Consider the following 20,788-nt stretch of genomic DNA (forward strand, 5'->3'; position numbering starts at 1 on the left):
TTTAATAATCTGCAAAAACTTCATCTTTATAACACCATAACCACCTTTCGCCAGGCATAGCGGAGCTCACAACTGGATGTTGTGTGGCATGGTAATGCTTTGTCATGTGCGTATTGGGGGAGTCGTCACAGCATAATGTCATACCACAAGTTTGACAAGTTCGTAAATGAACCCAAGTGCTATTTGTTTTAATGCATTCTTCGCAAATGAGTTCTTTGGGCAACTTTAACGCTTTAATATCCTTGATATGTTCGCAAATTTGATCGTTTTCCATGATAAGACTACAACTTTCATAACACTATGTTTTGAGGTTGTGTTAGTTGTAAACTTATTTTACAGTTTGAATCCACGATGAAAACAATCATATTATTCCAACTTACAAGTGTTATTGCATGGACTTTGAGCCAGTAGGTTTGGGGAAATAGCTGTAAAGCGCTCTATGAAGGTAAATGTTTCTTCAAAACTTCCGCAAGTTCTTTAGGTAATAGGGGTTTCTTTAGCAATTTAACAACATGTTGACTTGCTTCAGCTCTTTTGATATCTCCAAAATCAAGTGTCGAAGAAAGCATCGCAATTGTGCAATTTCCCGTTAGCCGCTTGGGAAGATTCTTGTAAACTTCTAAAAATTCGAAGCCATCCATATCCGGCATTTGTATATCCAGCAATATAAAATCCGGTAATTTACCATCATTGTTTAAGGTTTGCTGAAGGTAATTCAGCGCCTCATCTGCCGATAGACAAGTAACGATTTCCTCAAAGAAGTTCGATATTTTTATGATTTTAGAATTGATCTTTAAATCAACATCGTTGTCATCTATTAATAAAACTGTTTTGTGACTATTTAGCATTGGGAATGGTTATTTTAAAGGTGGTGCCTTCAGCTGGATCAGAACTTACAGTGATTTTTCCATTAATCTTATTCAACGCCTCTTTGACAATAAATAAGCCTAATCCGCTGCCCTGATTCACTTTACTCTTGAAGAATTGAGTGAAAATCTTTTCCAGGTGCTCATTCAAAATACCCATCCCATTATCAATGATGGAGATTTCAACTTGCTCTCTTCTAACATTAACATTCACACTTACCCTTTTGTTTACTTCGGTTTCTTTCTGATATTTTATTGCATTGGAGATCAGGTTACCCAAGATCACCTCAATTCTAAAAACATCGCCATAAAACTCTTCGTTCTGATGAATATCTACACTAAAGGTGGTTTCGTGATCAGCATAAGTATATAATTCAACCAATTCAGGTACCAACTTATGAAAGTCAATGGCCGTGTTTTCTGAAATGGTTTTATTGTTTTTATAGTATTGAAGCGTTTTCTGAATGTAGTAATCCAACTTATTAGAGCAGGTTTCTATTAAGCTCCAATATTCACCACTGGAGTTGTAAAGCCCTTCCATTTTAACTAGATTAACAATACCCATGGACGAAACAAGGGGAGCCCTTAATTCATGGGAAATACTATATATAAATCTGTTCAGTTCATCATTGGTCTTTTCCAGCTCAGCAACTTTGTTTCTAAGGTCAATTTTGGCCTTATAAGCATCGTAAGCATTTTTGATGGAATTGTGCAGTTCCAGATCATTCCAAGGCTTGGTGATATACCTGTAGATATCGCCATGGTTAATCGCATCAGCAAGCGCTTCAATATCAGTATAACCAGTGAGCAATATCCTTATTGGATCAGGGTAGGTGTCTGTAATGCTTTTAAAAAACTCTACACCCGTAGTCCCCGGCATTTTTTGATCGGCCAGAATAACTTGTATCGAAATGTTTTGTAATACTTTTAAACCTTCAGCGGCTGATATGGCCGTATAGATTTCATACTGTCGCCTAAAACTCGCTTTAAAAGCCTGAAGATTATTTTCCTCATCATCAATATATAGAACTCTTACATTGGGTGCACTCATAGTACGCTTTTGCTTATTGTGTATTAACAGGTAATGTAATGATGAATTCTGTTCCTTTATCTACTTCGGATATCACATCGATATGACCTTTATGTTTCTCAATTATACTAAAAACAATTGATAAACCTAAACCCGTTCCTTCTCCAACTTCTTTGGTGGTAAAAAAAGGTTCAAATATCTTGTGTTTAACCTCATCGGTCATACCCGTACCGGTATCTTTGATGCTAATTTTAACCCCGGCATCCTCGTACCAGGTTTTTATGGTGAGTTGCTCTTCTTTCCGGTCTTTTCCGTTAGATTTAATCGCTTGTATAGCGTTGGATATCAGGTTCATGAATACCTGGTTTATTTTACCTGGCAGACATTCAATTTTAGGTAAATTCCCAAATTCTCTGTATACCTTAAGGTTATCCGGCATTGTATTTTTTACCAAAACCAAGGTAGATTGTAAGCCTTCATTTAGGTCAATCGGTTTTAAATCATCTTCGTCCAAACGGCTAAAGTTTCTTAAACTTCTGATGATTTCTGCTGTTCTTTTCGCCCCATCAGAAATACCGGTCAACAGCGATTCGATCTCATTGTTTATAAAGGCGAGGTCAATTTGGTTTTTAAAAGCATCAATTTCTTTAATTTGCTCAACCACATCCAACGAATAATCGATCTGCTCATAACGATTGATGATTTCTTTTAAATCGTCTATATCAAGCTGTAATGGCTTAATGTTTGACGTTACAAAGTTAATCGGGTTGTTGATCTCGTGTGCAATACCGGCCGTTAACTGTCCCAATGCAGCCATCTTCTCAGCATCTACCAACTGCGACTGTGCAGCCTTCAGGTTACTCAAAGCATGATTAAGATTGGCATTGGTTTCTTGTAAGGCTTCAGTTCTTTCATTTACTTTTTTCTCCAATTCAATGTTTTGTTGGAGTATCAGTTGCTCATTTTCTTTAGAGATCAGGAGTGCACGTTTCTGAGCAATCTCGTTCTCTTTCTTAAAGAAGTTAATCTTATCTGCCAGGGCAAAAGAAAGAAGCATAACCTCTATTACAGAAGTAAATTGAACAGAATAATTGGTGTATGTATTGTAGGGTAATACCTCGTAATCCTTAAGGATGAAAATCATCATTCCAAAAAATAAGAACGACCAGGATGCCAGATAGTATCCTGCCGGTTTAAATTTTTTATGAAAAAAAGACTGGTAGGCTGTGTAAGTTCCAATGATAGACCCTGCCAAAATAAGCACCTGCATACCTGTAAAAGAGGTGTGTTTAAATCCGAACAACAGAATAACCGTGTTGATTACGGACAGTGTGAGCAGGATGTTGATGATGCGATGACTTTTTGGTGCATTTACCCTCGTGTTGAGAAACGACTGCGTAAAAAGTATAGACGCAATAAGCCCCAGATTGGCAAAAAGGATAACCGCGATATTGTCAAACCAGGCATAATCTATTAAAAAATACTTGGTGAAATAGCCTTGTAAGGTCACCTGAGTTGCCCAGGTAAAGATGATGCAAAAAATATAGTTGAGGTAACTACTGTCCTTAATACTAAAGTACAGAAATAGGTTATAAGCAAACATGATGATCATGATGCCCGTATATATTCCAAAGAATATATCTCTTTTTGCAAAAATGTTATCAAATTCAATTTTTGCGGCTACGTAAACTGGAGCAATAATAACTTCATCAGAATACAATTTGATGTATATTTCAGGATCCAGATCAACCACTGATCGTGGTATAACATAACTTCTGGTATTTCCTGGGAAATCAAAACTGGCAACGGTACTATGCTTCTGACCTGCAATTTGATGAATGACATGGTTGTCCTTCACAAAGTAGATGTCGGCAATTTCCAATCTCGCCTGATCGATCAAAATACTCGGATCAGCAACAGATTTCTTGATGTTTGGGAAGTCAGCTTTTAGCCAGACAGTTTTATCTATTTTACCAAAATTGATAAAGGGAGCATCTAATCTCTTAAACTCTCCCTGCGCCTTCATCACCCAATTTATAGTGGCCTTGTCTGGGAAATTAATTAAAATACTAGCGTGTTCCGTTAAATTAAATAAAGAATCTCTGCTGTCTCTAAACGAGGCCTTGGTAAAAAAAGTACAGCATAAAAAGAAAATAAGGAAAACTAATTTCTTGCAAGTACTTTTTATCATAAAACTATATCAATATGCATGTCAATAAAGCCATCATTTGTTTTGTTTGGGATAGGGATGGTTTGTTTTGGATTCTTTCTCAAAGCCATTACAAAATCATGAGAATCCTGAGTTGCAGTCGGTAAGGTATCTAATTCGTCATTCAAAACAACGGTAGCGGTAAGATCCTCTTTAGGATAATAAAACTTCCCATTGATACCAATCTCCTTAACTACCCTAAAACCACCTCTAACAGCATTTCTGTAGGTCGCAGGAGCGGTGAGGCCAAATAATGATTGTAAACCGATCAGGCTTGATAAGGCAACAGTAATTTGGCTCAACACCCAACTACCAACACCCAATCCTGCAATTTCCCATGAGTTCCATACGCCGCAAAGCTCTCCGGTTCCTTTGGCAACCCTGTCGGCCACCATACCATATATCCGGTCATCCATATCGCCAACAGCGCCCTCAATAGGAAGTGGGGTAATTCCATCAGCAACATGAACCCTACTGCCAGCTAATGCTTTTCCATCCTCCTCAGCACTTACAATAACTACATAAACACCCGGGTTAAGTACCCAGTCTATTTTTGCAGAGGTAATTTTCGTAATTCCAAATATTTCTAATACATGCGTGTGCCCTTCAATAAATTTCATACAAGCCGCACGATTATCTACGGCTCTAAACGCTTTAAAATAAAGCTTGGTGATCTGCGGTCTATGCTGTTCCAATGGATAAAGTTTTATTTAAGGGTTTTCTAATTGTACGTTGAGGTGATGATTCTGCTTTAAATATTCTAAACATGAATATTTCTGCAATATTATCAGTTATTTTAAATAAATGCTTTAATTTTTGATGTAAATTGAAAATTTGCTTTCTACTTTCTTCAGGAAGGTCATTTAATTCCTGAATATTATTCTTGTAAAAGAAAATTAAAGGAACATTTACGGGGTGAATTTGATAGCCTAATGCTGTGGCGGCGAGCCACAGTTTTTCAACCGCCATGCCTCCTTTTAAGTAATCGAGGGGACTGTGTTGCGGTAAAGTAATTAAGCCAATAGCGGGGGATGATTGGAATTGCTTTAAGGCAAGGTATTTAAAGGCGTTACCGCCTTTTATCTTTTTTAGAAATTCAACAGCTCTTTCGTCTTTCATCAGCCTTAAACCAATCTGATCCTGATTGCTTAAGTCGAGGGTATTTATTCCAATACCATCCGCTGTTTCCAGAATTTGCTCTTGATTCCAGCGCATTTCTTTTTTTATAAAATCTTCGTGTGCCGCGGGAGTAAACATACGTAGTAGATCGGCTTGGCCTGATATATCACCCAATACAGTTTTATCTTCAGCAGCAGTAAGCCAATGTAAACCAATTTCTTTGGTCTCAATAATCGCTTTTAGCTGGTCCAGATCAGCAATGTTCGCTTCCTGTGCCATACCAAGCTTTCTGTTGGTATGTCTTTCTGATATTTGTGCAGCAAGGTTTTTCTCGCCCTCGCTCAGCACATGCTTTCCTTTAAAATTGAAAAAGGCAATATGATCAGGGAAAAGCTCAGGTGTAAAACTCCATTCCACACCCAGTTCATTTACAGCAGCCTCCAATAGTAAGTTTTCTATAGAAGCACCTAAAGAAGCATAAGAAGAAATGTAATCAGGGTCTAAATAGGCGCCAGATACTCCTTTATTTAAAAACAGGTGTAAAGTTCCGTTTTTATAATGCCAGTGCCATGGCTGATTATTTCCTCCTGAAGGTGCTTTACCTGCTGAAGCGATCAATTTATGAATGAGCACATCTGAGATGGGATCACCTTTCGTATCCTCACCAATTTGATGAGTTGATAAATAAGTATTCAGCTCCGAAGGATCTAACTGCTTATTGCGAGGCTCTTCGATTGGTTCTGGGCTAGGTACCTCATCTGCAATTAATTCATCTATATCAATGAAAAATCTGCCTGATATTTTTAAGCTACCTAATAAAATTTTTCTGGAAAGGTCGGCCGTAATTCCACCACCGTAAGTAACGGCACTGGCCAGCTGAGGCCAGGTAGATATGGTGCTCATAATTTCAACCGCTGAAGCTTTCATTCTTGGAGATAAAGTTTCAATTCCAGTTACCGGAGCAATATAGGGTACTTTCTCATCCAGTGTTTTAAGCGTTTTAAAAACGCTCATATCTATATGTTCTACGAATCCATGTAAAACAGGTCTTTCAGGCTCAAGGTCAAATCTTTCAATATCAATCGTACATCTGTCGCTACCCTCCATTAAAACGGGAATACCTAATGCTTTAGCTTTTTCTCTCGCACTGATCTTTACATCAAAACTATCACACTCATCAATTAAAAGATCAAGTGTCCCATTTTCAGTTAGGAAAGCATCAATGTTTTCATCAGTAATGCCCTCATGGAAACAAATTACTTTTAAAAAAGGGTCAAGCTCGGCAATTTCTCTGGCCACGATAACCGTCTTTTGCAACTGTATATTATGGATGCCAGTTCTGATGCGGTTTAAATTGGAAAGATCAAGCTCATCAAAGTCGGCAATACGCAATTCTCCGAAACCCCGCTCTATGGCTAAGGTTAAAGAAACCGACTGTCCAACCGACAATCCCATAACACCTATTTTCTTTTGCGAAAGTAGCGTTTGTTCTTCTGCCGTAATCTTATGCTTATTTCTATTGGTACGTACAACCACAAATTCCTCTTCATCAAGAAGGTGAACTAATTTTTCGGCCCATGGATAATAGACCCATATTCCGTAATCAAATAATGGGGTTGAGCCGCGGTGATTTTCAGCTACTTTTTTCAGTTCAGTAGGGGGGATTCCGGGCTTTAAACATTTAATGAGTTCTTCGATTTGAGACTCAATACAATCAAAAATCTGAATATGTGGTTTATTAGCTAAAAGATCAGCTAAATTTTGTTTTTCGGTACTGTTTTTGGTGTTAAATAATACAGGCTTGTAGAGAGTGTTTAATTGTTTCGTATTGTTAATTTGGGCTTCAAAATTTAAAATAGGATGAGCTTGAGACTGCATTTTTTTAATATATGTATGCTATAAAAATAAAAAAAAATAGGTAAATTATTGAAAGAACTAAAAATAGGCTTTTAAGAGTAATAATAAAAAAGTATTTTTAACTTTTATTTCCAGACAAATGAATGTGAATATCCTGTATGTTGATGACGAACCTCATAATTTAAGTGCGTTTAAGGCCACTTATAGAAGGTTGTATAATATTTTTACCGCGGAATCTGCAGATGAAGGCAGAGTTATTTTAGATAAGGAAGAAATTCATGTGATCATTACCGACCAGAGGATGCCTAAAACTACTGGGGTTGAGTTTTTGGCTTCCATTTTAGAGAAGCATCCCGACCCAATTCGGATGATCCTTACTGGATATACAGACATTGATGCCGTAATTGATGCCATTAATAAAGGACAGGTATATCGCTATATTCAGAAACCCTGGATGGAAGCGGATTTAAAGATCAATATCGAAAAAGCGTATGAAATATATATGCTTAGAAAAGAGAATAGAGATCTTACTGCAAAATTATTATTGGCAAATCAACAACTTGAATTTTTATTAAGGCAAAATCTGTTATCTTAGTTATCCTAAAGGGGTAACTAAGTAATATGTATAGATGGGTTTTAATAATATGGGCGCTCTTGTGCTTTCCATTTGTTAATGCGGAAGCTCAGAATATATCAAATGAAGGAACAGATTTCTGGGCCGTATTTCCAACGCATGACCCTTCGAGAAACAATAACGGGACTGTTAATTTAGCCAATGTTCGGATTTATATTACCACAAAGACGAGTTCAGAAGTAACGGTTACTTGTGGTAGTTTTAATTCTGGGCCGGTAAACATACCCGGTAATACGGCAGTGTGGGTTGATGTACCCCGAGCAGATTCCTATATAATTGTAGGTGATGCGAACAGTATAATTGCGAACAAAGGTATTCATGTACAAGTTACACCCGGGCGTGATAAGGTCGCTGTATTTGAACATATTTATGCAGGGGCACGGTCTGCCGCTTCACTTATTCTCCCCCGAGAGGCGCTGGGGAGAGAATATTACTCCATGAATTATATTCAGGATGTTAGCAATGGAGAAGTAAATAGAAATTTTTTAGTCCTTGTTGCTGCTGATGCAAATACTACACTTATAGTTCATAAAAAGGACGGAAGTTCATTTAAGGTAGATTTTGCGAATGCAGGAGATGTATATGAGTATGCACCTCCGAATCAGGAGGATCTTACCGGGATGTATGTAGAGGTGGACAAAACATCTCCCGATAATTGCAATAAACGTTTTGCTGCTTATTCAGGTAGTACTTCACTTAAAATTGCTTGTAATGGATCACGTGATCCACTTTTTCAGCAGCTTTATCCGACAGGGAGCTGGGGAAAGAGTTACGGGGTTGTACCTTTCATTAACAGACGCCATATTATAAGAATACTGGCGCAGGAAGACAATACCACTGTACAATTTGAAGGCAATGTTATTCCGCTTAATAAAGGTGACTTTTATACGAGTGGCGAGCTGACCAATAGTGCCCTGGTTACAGCAGATAAAAGAATAAGTGTTGCACAATATTCTTTAACTCAAGCTTGCTCATCTGCCGGAGGAACCGAAATCTTTGGTGATCCCGAAATGGTGCTCCTTAATCCGATCGAATTCAACGTGAAATCTACGACGCTCTTTTCGTCCGACAAGGAACGCATCACTGAGCGATACATTAATGTCTTGATAAAAACATCCGCTACCTCTACTTTTAAAATTGATGGAACACCCGTGAATACAATGTGGACTCCAGTTCCGTCAAATCCTGAATATAGTTTTACCCAAATTCAAATTAATGCTGCAAGTTCTTATCTGACAGCGAATGAAGGTTTTAATGCCATAGCTTACGGTTTTGGGGATCATGAATCTTATGCTTATTCGGCAGGTACCAATCTTGCAGCTACTACTTATTTCCTCGTCACCAATAAAATTACGCAACGCGATGCGCAGAATGCGTGCGTAGGGCAGGAATCTGATTTTAAGATTATCCTTCCTTATCTGGTGGCTAAAATTACATGGAAACTCGATGATGGTCCCGAGGAACCTGGCTCCTTAGACCATGTAATTATTCCTGCGGCGGATGGAACATTAACTTACGAATACAAATTCGGTAGATCGGAAACGTTTACTGAACTCCGGTCGCATCGGATCACTATAAAGATAGAGTTGCCAAATGATGGTACGGGTTGCCTTAGTGGAGAGGCAGAGTTCAGTTATACATTTGATGTGTATCCCTTGCCTACAGTCGATTTTCAGTTTCCAAATGAAAACTGTGCAGACACGGAAATTCAGTTTACTGATGCGGGGTTATCTAATATACCAGGTAAACCTTTAAACAAGTGGCTCTGGGATTTTGGTGATGGAACATTTTCTACTGAACAAAACCCTAAGCATATTTTTAGTGCATCGGGACCTTTTGTAGTGAAGCTATCAGTTGGTCTTGATGAAGGTTGTATGTCTGATGTACTGCCTAAAACGATAACTATAGGACCTAAAATAACAACAGGTTTTGCAGCAGGTTTGGTAGGTTGTATCAATAAACCACACACCTTCGAGGACAAGTCTATTGTTGAGGCTGGTGCGACTATTGTAAAATGGCATTGGGATTTTGGCGATAATACACCAATACCAACGGATCAAACTCTTTCGGTTGTTCAGCACACTTATACATCATTAGGTAAGTTTAAAGTTACCCTGGTTACAGAAAGTGCAACTGGTTGCGTGAGCTTACTTTATTCAAAAGAAATTACCATTACCGCTTTACCTATACCAAAGTTTATCTTACCTAAAATATGCTCTTCGGATAATATTGCCGAGTTTAAAAATCTTTCCGTTGATGGCGATGGAACTACGGCATCTTTAGCAAGTTATTTATGGGATTTTGGTGATGTAGGTAGTGTTGGGAATGCATCTAATGCTGTTGATGGTACACATAAATATAATCAACCTGGGTTGTATACCGTTAAACTTACAGTTACTAATGCGAATGGGTGTTCAGATTTTATCACAAGCGATTTTACAGTGAATGGTCCAGATGTTGAGGCTAAGTTTGACGTTGTGAATAAGGATAATCTTTGCAGTAACAAAAAAGTGGAAATCATAAATACTTCTACAGTACATTCTGTTGGTACTGTTATCAAGTTGCGTATATATTTTGATGCTGTAAATAAGCCAGGTGAATTTATTGAAGATGACGATCCTGTGCTCAATGAATCATACGAACATACTTATCCTGCGATGATAACTGCTGATCCAAAACCTTTTACCATAAAAATGGTCGCCTATTCTGGAGAAAGCTGTTCTAATACTTACCCTCAGGTTATTTTGTTGAATCCCTCGCCAATAATCTCTTTTAATAATATTCCTGCAGTGTGTATCAATGTAGGTAAAATTCAGCTTACACAAGCTTCGGAAACGCTTGGCATAGCAGGTGATTCTAAATATACAGGGCTAGGTATTACCGAAGATGGCTGGTTCGATCCGAGCGTAGCTGGGGTAGGGCGGCATGATATTACTTATACTTTTACTGCTCATAACGGGGGATGCGAGGAATCTCTGACCAAACCTATTGTTGTTGATCCGATTCCAATAGTCACGCTGCCTTCAGATCTTTATATTCTTGAAGGAGGAGAAAAGCAAATAGATGTGAGTGTCAGCAGTTCTGGAAATACTTACGAATGGAGTCCTTCGGAGGGAATAAGCAGAAATAATGTATTGAGCCCTACTTTTTTTGCGACCAGCGATAGGGTATATACACTTACAGTCACAACTGCAACAGGCTGTTCTACTTCAGAACGTGTTTTTGTTCATGTTATAAAAAGCATAGAACCTACTAATGCATTTAGTCCCAATGGAGACGGTGTAAATGATGTATGGGTCATCAAATATATTGAAACGTACGTAGCCGCTACTGTAGATATTTTTAACCGATATGGAGAAAAAGTTTTTTTTAGTCAGGGATATTCAATACCTTTTGATGGCAATTATCAAGGGATACAATTGCCTGTAGGTACCTATTATTATATCATCAATCCAAAGAATGGAAAGAAAACAATTACTGGCTCATTAACTTTGATCAGATAAAATGAGACGCTCAATATATTTAGTTATTATCCAATTGCTATTGGGCCGTTGCTGTTTTGCACAGCAACGGCCACAGTATACGCAATATGTGCTGAATAATTATCTCTTAAATCCAGCAATTAGTGGTATAGAGAATTATACAGATATAAAAGTTGGCTACAGAAAACAATGGGCCGGAATTGATAATGCACCTCAAACTTCTTTTGTAACCGCAAATTGGAGTCTTGGATCGGGGTATCTATGGAAAAATGCCTTGTCCTTACCTGATAAAGGCGATGACCCAATGGATCGGAATTATATGCAGAACTATACCTCATCGCCAGCACACCATGGTATGGGGGTTATTGCAGTTTACGATAAATTAGGGCCACTCTCCAGACTCGACGCGAGTTTAACCTATGCGTATCACCTTCAACTAAGCAATACCTATAATTTGTCTGTTGGTGTTGCTGCGGGGGTAAGTAGGGTAGCGCTGGATATTAATGCTTTAACTTTTGAAGACCAAACTCGTGTTGACCCCTCCATTTCGAATGGTATCCCAAGTCAACTAAAACCCGACCTGAGTTTAGGGGTATGGCTATACAGTGGAAGGCTCTTTGCAGGCGCATCCGTACAGCAAATTTTGCAACAAAAGCTGTCGTTTACCAGCGATCCCAATTACAACATGGGGAAAGAGGTGCCACATTTTTTTATTACAGCTGGTTATAAGGTATACATTGATGATGAAGTTTCTGCAACCCCTTCAATTATGGTTAAACAGGTAAGTCCGGTGCCCGTATCGGTTGATGTGAACCTAAAGGTATCATTTAGAGACAGGCTTTGGCTGGGTGGTAGTTACCGTAAAGACGATTCGTTTTCGGCCATGGCTGGAATCAACATCAGCAAGTTGCTTAATTTAACTTATGCTTACGATTTTACGACATCAGGATTGAACCAGGTAAGCAATGGCAGTCACGAAATTGTATTGGGCTTGCAACTTAACAATGTTTACGAAGTCTTTAGCGGTGGAAGAATGTGGTAAAATGAGCTGATTAAAGCTCTTTTCTTAATCTGGCAACCGGAATATTCATTTGCTCTCTGTATTTAGCAACCGTTCTCCTTGCAATGTTGTAGCCTCTTTCTTTCAGAATTTCTGTAAGCTTCTCATCAGCTAAAGGTTTGCGCTTGTCTTCATTACCGATACAATCTTCCAGAATTTTCTTCACCTCTTTATTAGAAACTTCCTCACCACTTTCTGTTTGTATCGCCTCCGAGAAGAAGGATTTTAACAAGAAAGTGCCAAATTCAGTCTGTACATATTTAGAGTTGGCCACACGTGAAACGGTGGAAATATCCATATCTATTTTATCAGCAATATCCTTTAGGATCATCGGACGCATTTTGCGCTCATCACCTGTTAATAAATACTCATATTGATATTGCATAATGGCATTCATGGTTTTAAGCAAGGTTTGTTGTCTTTGCTTAATGGCATCAATAAACCATTTTGCAGAGTCCAATTTTTGCTTTACAAATTGTACCGCTTCTTTTAGTTTTTTATCCTTTTGAGCTGCTTTATCATAATGGTCAAACATATCAATGTACGACCTGCTTACCCTCAGTTCTGGTGCATTTTTTGAGTTTAACGTCAGGATGAGCACCCCATCATTATTAGAGACATGGAAATCTGGGATGATCTGTAACTGTTTTGTGGTTACCTGATTAGAATCGCCTGGTTTAGGGTTTAACCTTAATATTTCTGCGATAATTTCTTTTAAATCCTCACTGTTTAGGTTAAGGGCCTTTTCGAGTTTGTCGTAATGTTTTCTTGTAAATTCGTCGAGATAATTCTCAACGATAAGGATGGCTTTTACAATGATAGGATTGCTAAGGTCTTTACGTTTTAACTGTAAAGTAAGGCACTCTTGTAAGTCTCTTGCTGCGATGCCTGGGGGATCAAAATTTTGTATAACCCTGAGCATGTCAAGAACGTCCTCTTCTTCAACCATAACATTTTGAGAAAATGCAAGGTCATCAATCATGGAGGTAATAGGTCTTCTTAGGTAGCCATCATCATCTAAACTGCCTATAATTTGTTTTCCAATAATAAAATCCTGATCGGAGAGGGGAACAAGGTCTAGTTGCTCTTGTAAGCTTTCAAAAAAGGTGCTTTCAATAGCTATTGGTGTTTCCTTTTTTTCCTCATCATCATCATTGTTATTGTAGGAGGTACTGTAATCATTTACATCGTCATCTTGTAAATAATCATCAACATTAAATTCATCCGTATTTTCTTCCTTTGCGCCAGCATCATATTCTTCCGGCGTATCGTTCAGGTCGTCATATTCACTTTTAGGCTCCTCAGCTATCATTAAACTTGGATCTTCCAGTGCTGGATTTTCTTCCAATTCTTCTTTTATGCGAGTATCTAAAGCAACTGTCGGTACTTGCAACAGCTTTATAAACTGAATCTGCTGCGGAGATAGCTTTTGAAGTAATTTTTGTTGTAGATGTTGTTTTAGCATAAAATGATAACTAGGTATTTATGTACCCGCTCCAAAAATACACATTTCGTATTGATAAAAGTACTTACTGAAATATAAATCAGGAACGGTACTGATAAACAGGTGTGAATATTTTAATTTTCAAGCCGATTTAAAATCAATCAGGAGTTATCAATATGGGTATCGCATCTGTGCTATCTCATAAATAGAAGAATGGCTATGTGTAAGGTCGCACATTAATCGTAGAATATAACCAGCTGGCATTAAAGGGAACAGCAAAATAATTTAAAATAAAAGTAAATTTCAGCCTTATAAATCCCTTGATTTTCGAGGAAAGTTGTTAATTTTATTATATAAATAAATTTATACCTATGGGATTTGTAAAAGAATTTAAAGAATTTGCTGTTAAAGGTAGTGTGATGGACCTTGCTGTCGGTGTAATCATCGGTGGTGCATTCGGTAAAATTATCGATAGCGCTGTGAAAGATTTAATTATGCCATTAATATCTGCGGTTATTGGTTCGGTCGACTTTAGTAACCTGTACGTGGTGCTGAAGGGTACAGTTGCGGCTAATTTACCTTTAGAGGAAGCTAGAAAAGTGCCAGAAGCAGTAGTTTTTGCTTATGGTAACTTTATCAGTGTAGGCATTAACTTCCTTTTATTGGCAATGGCTGTTTTCTTGTTGGTAAAAGGTATCAATTCATTAAAACGTAAAGAAGAAGCTGCTCCTGCTGTACCTGTTGCTCCTACACCTGGTGAAGCATTGCTTACTGAGATCAGAGATTTACTAAAAAATAAATAGTTTTTAGCTCAGCTATTGGCACATATATAAGGTGCTTATTCGGAAAAATTATTTTTCGGCTAAGCACCTTTTGCATTTAAAGTATTTTGTTTACCGACAAAATGCTGCAGTTTACCGGTGATTTGATGGCATATAAGGCCTGGTTATTTGTAGCCTTTCAATTGTGCCTAAATTTGAAACAAATAAAGATTTAGTATTCTAAATTTTAATAAAAGAACAAGATGGATAAGTGGAACAAAAGTAGTAGTTCGAGCAGGATATGTAGTGGTTTGGTTATTTTGGTGATAGGACTAGTATTCCTTTTAAGGAACTTTGGATTGTATATTCCTGGTTGGATCTTTACCTGGCCGATGTTACTCATTGCAATTGGTTTGCTTATAGGTTTTAAGCGTAATTTTAATGGGGTAGGTTGGTTGGTCATGGTATTGATTGGCGGATCTTTCCTTGTAGGTGACATTTGGGGACAAGAGGTTTCGAAGTATTACTTTGGAGGAGCACTTATAGTTGCTGGATTGTATATGATCTTGGGTCCAAAAAGTGTTGATTGCAAGGGTAAAGGCTTTAGTAAACGCTGGGAACGTAAGTTCGAAAAAAAGGCTGATTGGAAAGCTGCGGAAAAGGAGTCTTATGCTGCTTCATATGCAAACGCAGATAAAAATGATATTCTGGAGTCGGTAAGTGTATTTGGTGGTAGTCATCAACACATTCATTCAAAAAACTTTAAGGGAGGTGAAGCTATAGCTGTTTTCGGAGGCTGTGATGTGAATTTGACACAAGCGGATTTTGAAGGTACCATTGAATTAGATGTGGTGGCTTTATTTGGTGGAGTGAAAATTATTGTTCCCCCAAGTTGGGAAGTGAAGTCGGAAGTGGTGGCAATTTTTGGCGGACTGGATGATAAAAGGTCGCTAGGTCCCGTGAGTACAGAGCCACGAAAAATACTTAAAATTCAAGGGGTGACCATATTTGGAGGGGTAGAGATTAGAAACTTTTAAAATTCAAGATCATGAAATGGTTTGTAGTAAGGTATATTTATCAGATAATTACCGGAGAAGGTGAGCATTCGCCTCAATTTGATGAGCAGTTAAGGCTAACTGTGGCTGCAGATTGTGATGAGGCGCTAGCTAAGGCCGAGCGACAGGCCGAAGATTTTCATCGTCCTTTTAGGAATTGCAATGGAGAGATGGTAAGCTGGAATTTTATCTGTGTAGCCGATCTATATGAAATTGAATCTCCTACGGATGGAGCTGAAGTGGCTTCAGTACTGCATGAGCCTGAAGATGTAAGTTCATTTTTAGATCATGTGAATAAACATAGAACATTTTTGCAACAGTTGTTGCCATTTTCAACTCCTTCAATTAAGTTGTTTTGATAAACAGACCATTATCCATCACCAGGGTTAAAAAGGTTGGCTCAGTTATATTTTTGGGCTGGGTGTTGGTGTTTGTTTTGCTTTTTTATTTTACACTTAATTTTAGTTGGAGCATAGCTATTGTCGATAGTGTAATTACAAATGGCCTACTCGCGCTAGCCTGTATGCTGATGAGTAATTTACTAGGTTATTATCAGCCTAAAAATGAAACTATCATTTTTGTGTTGGCGCTTACCTTTATCATGGCACTGTTTATCACTTTTATGAGCAAGTTTTTATTAGTTTTGTTGTTCTCTGAGCAACAGACTTATATCAACTTTCTTAACATTTCGCTTACGGTACGCTTTCTGATTATGTTTGTGTTTATTGCCTGGTGTGCGCTTGCGAATGTTTTATGGTACAGGCTTGAAGAGCAATCGGCTACACAGGAGCGCTTGCTTGCTGCACAAAATCTTTCAAAAGAAGCCGAATTAAATAAATTACGCCATCAGCTGCAACCTCACTTTTTGTTTAACAGTCTAAATTCTGTTTATGCCCTAACGATTGTAAATCCTAAAGAAGCTGGTACCATGATCACTAAGCTGGCTGCTTTTTTAAGGGGGACATTAAAAAGGGATGATGAAGTTTGGGTAAGTGTGGCCGAGGAGATGGAATACATTGGGCTGTATCTGGATATAGAAAAGGTACGTTTTAGTCACAGGTTAAATATTGAGCTTCAAATAGCTGAAGAAACCTTAAATTTACGTTTGCCTGGGACACTTTTACAACCTATTGTAGAGAATGCCATTAAATTTGGGTTATACAATACTGCAGCTGCGATTACCATATCAGTATTCGCAAAGCTGGAGCAGAACCATTTGGTGATTGTGGTGCAGAACCCTTATGATCCAGAGATGAAGGCAACAGAAGGGACAGGATTTGGTTTGACGGCTATCAGACGAAGGTTATATCTATTGTTTGCGGATGAAAGGTTATTGCAAACAGATGTAAGTACAGAAAATAGGTTTGAAACTACGCTTAAAATACCTCAACAAAATGATTAGAACGATATTAATTGATGATGAGCCTTTGGCCAGGGATGTGGTGAAGCATTACCTGAGCAATTTTCCTGACGTTGAGGTAGTAGCCGAATGTAATGATGGTTTTGAAGGAATAAAAGCCATTGCAGGGTATCAGCCGGATCTGATTTTTCTAGATATACAAATGCCTAAAATCAGTGGTTTTGAAATGCTGGAGCTGATAGATAAGCATCCGGCAGTTATATTTACTACTGCTTTTGATGAGTATGCGATTAAGGCCTTTGAGGTAAATGCTATTGATTACTTACTGAAACCGATAGAGCAGAGTCGATTTGAGCTGGCGATGCAAAAACTACCAGCTAGATTGAATAATATAGATGCTGTTGCGAAGGAGTTGCTGGATGTAGCAGGGCTAAGTCCGGCTCAAAGTAATAGGGTAGTAGTTAAAAAGAATGGCGTAATTAAAATTATTGCAGTCGTTGATATTCATTACCTGGAGGCTGACGATGATTATGTGAAACTGAGTACCTCGGAAGGGATTTTTCAGAAGAATAAAACGATGAGTTTTTTCGAAAGAACACTAGAAAGTAGTCAATTTATTCGGATTCATCGATCATATATCATAAATTTGGCCCAGGTTACACGTATAGAGCTGAAAGAAAAAGATAGCTATGTAGTGCTTTTAAAATCGGATATATGGCTGCCAGTGAGCAAAACAGGCTACATAAAACTGAAAGCTGCCCTAGGATTGTAACAGAATTACAGAGAAAATGAAAACTATAGGTGAAATGTATTTGCAATTAAATAAAAATCGCCCTATATTTGCACCTCTTATTTAAAAATAATAGTCAAGATATAATACAGTTATGAAAAGAACATTCCAACCTTCGCAAAGAAAGAGAAGAAACAAACACGGCTTCCGCGAAAGAATGGCTACAGCAAACGGTAGAAGAGTATTAGCTTCACGTCGCGCAAAAGGAAGAAAAAGATTAACGGTTTCAAGCGAAGGCCGCCACAAAGCATAATTTTTGATTGCAGCACAATTAGTGTTAGCAGATCAGGATGTCTGCAAATTTGCGATCAAAAAGATGAACACATTTAATAAAGAAGAACGGTTATGTAGCAGGAAATTTTTAGACCTGCTATTTAAGAACGGTTCTTCTTTTTTGTTATATCCGTTTCGGGTATCATATATGTATGTTCCGGTTGAACATGAGTTTCCGGCGCAGATAGTAATTAATGTCGCTAAGAAAAGGTACAAAAGGGCGGTAGACAGGAATCTGATCAAACGCCGCAGTCGCGAGGCTTACCGATTACAAAAGGAGCTGGAGCTTTATGCACTATTGCCGGAATCTGATGAGTTATTACTGCTTTCCCTACAGTTTGTTGGTAAAAAGATTTACGATTTTTCTTTTTTTGAGAAAAAAATGGCTGCTGCTTTGAAGCGGTTGATTGCAAATCTGGAAGCTAAAAATACCACAGGAAAAGATGGGAGTAATTAAGCAGGTTGTCGGTTGGTTCTTTTTAGCGCTTATTAAGCTTTATCAATGGTTTATATCTCCCTTGTTGGGTGCAAATTGTAGGTTTACACCTACCTGTTCGCAATATGGAATAGAAGCCATCAAAAAACATGGTCCTTTTAAAGGGGGCTGGCTAACTTTGAAACGCATTGGCCGTTGTCACCCTTGGGGCAGTCATGGTCATGATCCTGTTCCTTAATTAATTTTATCTTCCATTATCCTTAAATTCCAATACTATGGCCACCATCCTTCAAATTGAAACAGCTACCCAAGTTTGTTCTGCTGCAATTTCTGTAAATGGCAAAACCATTGCCTTAAAAGAAGAGATGGCCAGTAACATTCATGCAGGCAGTTTGACTTTGTTTATTAAGGAGGTGATGGATATGGCAGGCTTACAGTTTGCTGATCTGGATGCTGTAGCGGTGAGTAAAGGTCCTGGTTCTTATACAGGGTTACGTATTGGGGTTTCGACTGCCAAAGGTCTGTGTTTTGCACTGGATAAACCACTTATTGCGGTAGATACTTTGCAGATGATGACCGCTGGCTTTTTAATGCAGCAGAAGGACTGTGAAGGGTTGATCTGTGCAATGATAGATGCACGTAGGATGGAAGTCTTTACAGCAATGTTTGATAGGGATTTAAACTACGTGTTGCCTACTGAAGCGAAAATTATCGATGAAAATAGTTTTGCAACTGAACTGGCAGTAGGTAAGGTTACCTTTATTGGTGATGGTGCTATGAAATGTGCGGAGGTATTGCAAAATGAACATGCTGCTTTTTCTGACCTTAATTTTAATTCTGCAGCTCATATGAGCCAATTGGCTTATAAAGCCTTTACAGCTGCTAAATTTGAGGATGTAGCGTATTTTGAGCCATTCTACTTGAAGGACTTTGTGTTGACTACACCCAAGAAAAAGGTTTAATTATCTTTTTTTAGAAAAAACGCTAAACAGGCGTTTGAAAAAACTACTTTCTTTATCGTCTATACCTGGCATCGTACTGCTATTTTGCGGGTGATTTACAATGTCTCCGAACTTTATTCCCAGTCCCATATAAAATGATGCACCGTTGTAGCCAGTTCCAATGGTACGGTCTTGCTTGATTACACCATTAATTTGTGTAACTGTTTTTAAGAGGTTATCCGAGCCTAGAAAGACTTCAAAGTTGGGTGTTTGGTACATGCCTTGCATTCCTACTAGAAACAGGTTGTTTAAATTATAAGCAGGGATAACGCTTAAGGATAGCTCTCCGTATTTGATTTTATTGACAAATGCTACGTCTCCACCTTTGTAAAACAAGTTTTTAGACGCGATAAGGCTGGGGGTATAAGTAAGCGGGTAGCTTATGGCAAAGGCCTTAGAAACCATAAAATCTACTTTAGCATTGGTTGGGGTAAGGAAACTTTTATTGGTTTCGTTATCTGTCGCAATACTTGAAATCTTTTTATCGATACTAGATGCATTCATTTCGGGATCGTCAATGATTAAAGGATCATTGAGGTTATTAAATTTGTTGTAGTACGAACTACTAGCCCATCTGATGAAGCCAAGGTCTTTTAAATTGGCCATTATAAATACACCGCTTTTTGCAGTATAGCTAGTTCCGACTGAAACGGAAAGCCCTGGGTTTTTAAAGGTAGGGATTACATCTTTACTGGAGAAGTCGTCTGCATCAAGGAAACTGGCTTTATAGGTTCCACTTAGTGAGGCGACAAGTGGTTGTGTTGATGAGCCAGGATTGAAATTAGACTCAACAATGCTTAGTTTATTGTAAGCAATACCGCTTAATAGGCTCAGTTTAGCACCGAAGGCCAGTCTTTTGTTGTAGTTTTCGCGGTAGCTAAAACTAAATTGATGGTAAGACTGCTCGTATCCGTTGTTGTTAAAAGCGTTTGTAAAGTCTTGGTTTTGATAACCCAAAAACCTTTTGTAATTATCTAAGATAGCCAGAGTTTCGTTAGTGTAATCCAGATGGGCATCACTACGTATTTGCCATGCAAAGCCTATTTCTTTTTGATACTTATATGATTTAAATATTCTTAAAGTGAGTAAGTAGATGTTTGTATTTTGATGTACGGTATTGATATCTCCGGTTCCTAGCTTAAGATCTGTGGCATTGTATTTCCCCTCGTTGATGATTTTACGGATGAAATCTGAATTTCCTTTATTGGCGGCATTGATTCCAAAATAGGGTAAGAAGAAATTAGATGAAAATTTCCGGGACGAATCTAAGACAAAGGTTTTCTGAGCAGGATTCTCAAACCCATCGAACATCGTTTTTGTATTAAATAATCCGTATTGCTGCGCCTTTATAAATGTGGCATTACAGCTTAAAACAAAGCATAGAATGATGTACTTTTTCAACATAGGGGTG

General features: G+C 38.1%; 20 protein-coding genes. 12 read left to right on the forward strand and 8 right to left on the reverse strand.

Translation table 11 applies throughout. The features are described 5' to 3' along the window. Position 1 precedes the first annotated feature (1 nt). From EZ444_RS17220 to EZ444_RS17245, 6 genes are all read right to left on the reverse strand, one after another. Complete coding sequence (locus EZ444_RS17220) at positions 2-274, reverse strand: UBP-type zinc finger domain-containing protein (protein ID WP_131610390.1); 273 nt, start codon at positions 272-274, stop codon at positions 2-4. Between the two features lie 163 nt (positions 275-437). Then, positions 438-848 (reverse strand): response regulator, encoded by a 411-nt coding sequence (locus EZ444_RS17225; protein ID WP_131610391.1) that lies wholly within the window; start codon positions 846-848, stop codon positions 438-440. Further along, a complete protein-coding gene (locus EZ444_RS17230) occupies positions 838-1,917 on the reverse strand; it encodes a hybrid sensor histidine kinase/response regulator (RefSeq protein ID WP_131610392.1) in 1,080 nt (359 codons plus the stop codon). The genes EZ444_RS17225 and EZ444_RS17230 overlap by 11 nt, the downstream gene beginning before the upstream one ends. 13 nt (positions 1,918-1,930) lie before the next feature. Beyond that, a complete protein-coding gene (locus tag EZ444_RS17235) occupies positions 1,931-4,087 on the reverse strand; it encodes a sensor histidine kinase (protein WP_131610393.1) in 2,157 nt (718 codons plus the stop codon). Next, positions 4,084-4,800: a hypothetical protein gene (locus EZ444_RS17240; protein WP_131610394.1), complete on the reverse strand. Its 717-nt coding sequence runs from the start codon at positions 4,798-4,800 to the stop codon at positions 4,084-4,086. Before EZ444_RS17240 ends, EZ444_RS17235 begins: the two co-directional genes overlap by 4 nt. After that, positions 4,787-7,102 (reverse strand): Rv1355c family protein, encoded by a 2,316-nt coding sequence (locus tag EZ444_RS17245; RefSeq protein WP_131610395.1) that lies wholly within the window; start codon positions 7,100-7,102, stop codon positions 4,787-4,789. The genes EZ444_RS17240 and EZ444_RS17245 overlap by 14 nt, the downstream gene beginning before the upstream one ends. 118 nt (positions 7,103-7,220) lie before the next feature. Here EZ444_RS17245 and EZ444_RS17250 point away from each other — a divergent pair, with 118 nt between their 5' ends. Genes EZ444_RS17250 through EZ444_RS17260 form a run of 3 tightly spaced genes read left to right on the forward strand, consistent with a single transcriptional unit; the run spans position 7,221 to position 12,239 of the window. Further along, positions 7,221-7,676: a response regulator gene (locus EZ444_RS17250; RefSeq protein WP_169472257.1), complete on the forward strand. Its 456-nt coding sequence runs from the start codon at positions 7,221-7,223 to the stop codon at positions 7,674-7,676. A gap of 59 nt (positions 7,677-7,735) precedes the next feature. Further along, complete coding sequence (locus EZ444_RS17255) at positions 7,736-11,218, forward strand: PKD domain-containing protein (protein ID WP_165503646.1); 3,483 nt, start codon at positions 7,736-7,738, stop codon at positions 11,216-11,218. A gap of 1 nt (position 11,219) precedes the next feature. Further along, the gene (locus EZ444_RS17260; RefSeq protein ID WP_131610397.1) at positions 11,220-12,239 is read left to right on the forward strand and encodes a PorP/SprF family type IX secretion system membrane protein; all 1,020 of its coding nucleotides are present in this window, start codon (positions 11,220-11,222) and stop codon (positions 12,237-12,239) included. A gap of 10 nt (positions 12,240-12,249) precedes the next feature. Here the strand turns inward: EZ444_RS17260 and rpoN are convergent, their stop codons facing one another. Continuing rightward, positions 12,250-13,722: an RNA polymerase factor sigma-54 gene (rpoN, locus tag EZ444_RS17265; protein WP_131610398.1), complete on the reverse strand. Its 1,473-nt coding sequence runs from the start codon at positions 13,720-13,722 to the stop codon at positions 12,250-12,252. Positions 13,723-14,072: 350 nt separating this feature from the next. On the opposite strand from rpoN, the gene mscL reads away from it, so the two are divergent. The 9 genes from mscL (at position 14,073) to tsaB (ending at position 19,338) form a co-directional block, all read left to right on the forward strand. Then, complete coding sequence (gene mscL, locus EZ444_RS17270; protein ID WP_131610399.1) at positions 14,073-14,504, forward strand: large conductance mechanosensitive channel protein MscL; 432 nt, start codon at positions 14,073-14,075, stop codon at positions 14,502-14,504. 221 nt (positions 14,505-14,725) lie between these two features. After that, positions 14,726-15,499 carry a LiaF transmembrane domain-containing protein gene (locus tag EZ444_RS17275; RefSeq protein WP_131610400.1) on the forward strand — a complete coding sequence of 258 codons (774 nt, stop codon included), beginning with the start codon at positions 14,726-14,728 and terminating at the stop codon, positions 15,497-15,499. Positions 15,500-15,510: 11 nt separating this feature from the next. Continuing rightward, positions 15,511-15,876, forward strand: coding sequence for a DUF4288 domain-containing protein (locus EZ444_RS17280; RefSeq protein ID WP_131610401.1), 366 nt, complete (start codon positions 15,511-15,513; stop codon positions 15,874-15,876). Then, positions 15,873-16,919, forward strand: coding sequence for a sensor histidine kinase (locus tag EZ444_RS17285; protein WP_225874756.1), 1,047 nt, complete (start codon positions 15,873-15,875; stop codon positions 16,917-16,919). Before EZ444_RS17280 ends, EZ444_RS17285 begins: the two co-directional genes overlap by 4 nt. Further along, a complete protein-coding gene (locus tag EZ444_RS17290) occupies positions 16,912-17,649 on the forward strand; it encodes a LytR/AlgR family response regulator transcription factor (protein WP_131610402.1) in 738 nt (245 codons plus the stop codon). Before EZ444_RS17285 ends, EZ444_RS17290 begins: the two co-directional genes overlap by 8 nt. 112 nt (positions 17,650-17,761) lie before the next feature. Then, a complete protein-coding gene (gene rpmH, locus EZ444_RS17295; RefSeq protein ID WP_015807371.1) occupies positions 17,762-17,920 on the forward strand; it encodes a 50S ribosomal protein L34 in 159 nt (52 codons plus the stop codon). 63 nt (positions 17,921-17,983) lie between these two features. After that, positions 17,984-18,397, forward strand: a complete 414-nt coding sequence (locus EZ444_RS17300; protein WP_131610403.1) for a ribonuclease P protein component — start codon at positions 17,984-17,986, stop codon at positions 18,395-18,397. Beyond that, positions 18,384-18,614 (forward strand): membrane protein insertion efficiency factor YidD, encoded by a 231-nt coding sequence (yidD, locus tag EZ444_RS17305; RefSeq protein ID WP_131610404.1) that lies wholly within the window; start codon positions 18,384-18,386, stop codon positions 18,612-18,614. Before EZ444_RS17300 ends, yidD begins: the two co-directional genes overlap by 14 nt. A 37-nt stretch (positions 18,615-18,651) precedes the next feature. After that, positions 18,652-19,338 (forward strand): tRNA (adenosine(37)-N6)-threonylcarbamoyltransferase complex dimerization subunit type 1 TsaB, encoded by a 687-nt coding sequence (gene tsaB, locus EZ444_RS17310; RefSeq protein ID WP_131610405.1) that lies wholly within the window; start codon positions 18,652-18,654, stop codon positions 19,336-19,338. On the opposite strand, the gene EZ444_RS17315 is transcribed toward tsaB, so the two are convergent. Then, positions 19,339-20,781: a DUF5723 family protein gene (locus EZ444_RS17315; protein WP_131610406.1), complete on the reverse strand. Its 1,443-nt coding sequence runs from the start codon at positions 20,779-20,781 to the stop codon at positions 19,339-19,341. Positions 20,782-20,788: the final 7 nt, after the last annotated feature.

This window comes from Pedobacter hiemivivus, assembly GCF_004331685.1.
Classification (GTDB): domain Bacteria; phylum Bacteroidota; class Bacteroidia; order Sphingobacteriales; family Sphingobacteriaceae; genus Pedobacter; species Pedobacter hiemivivus.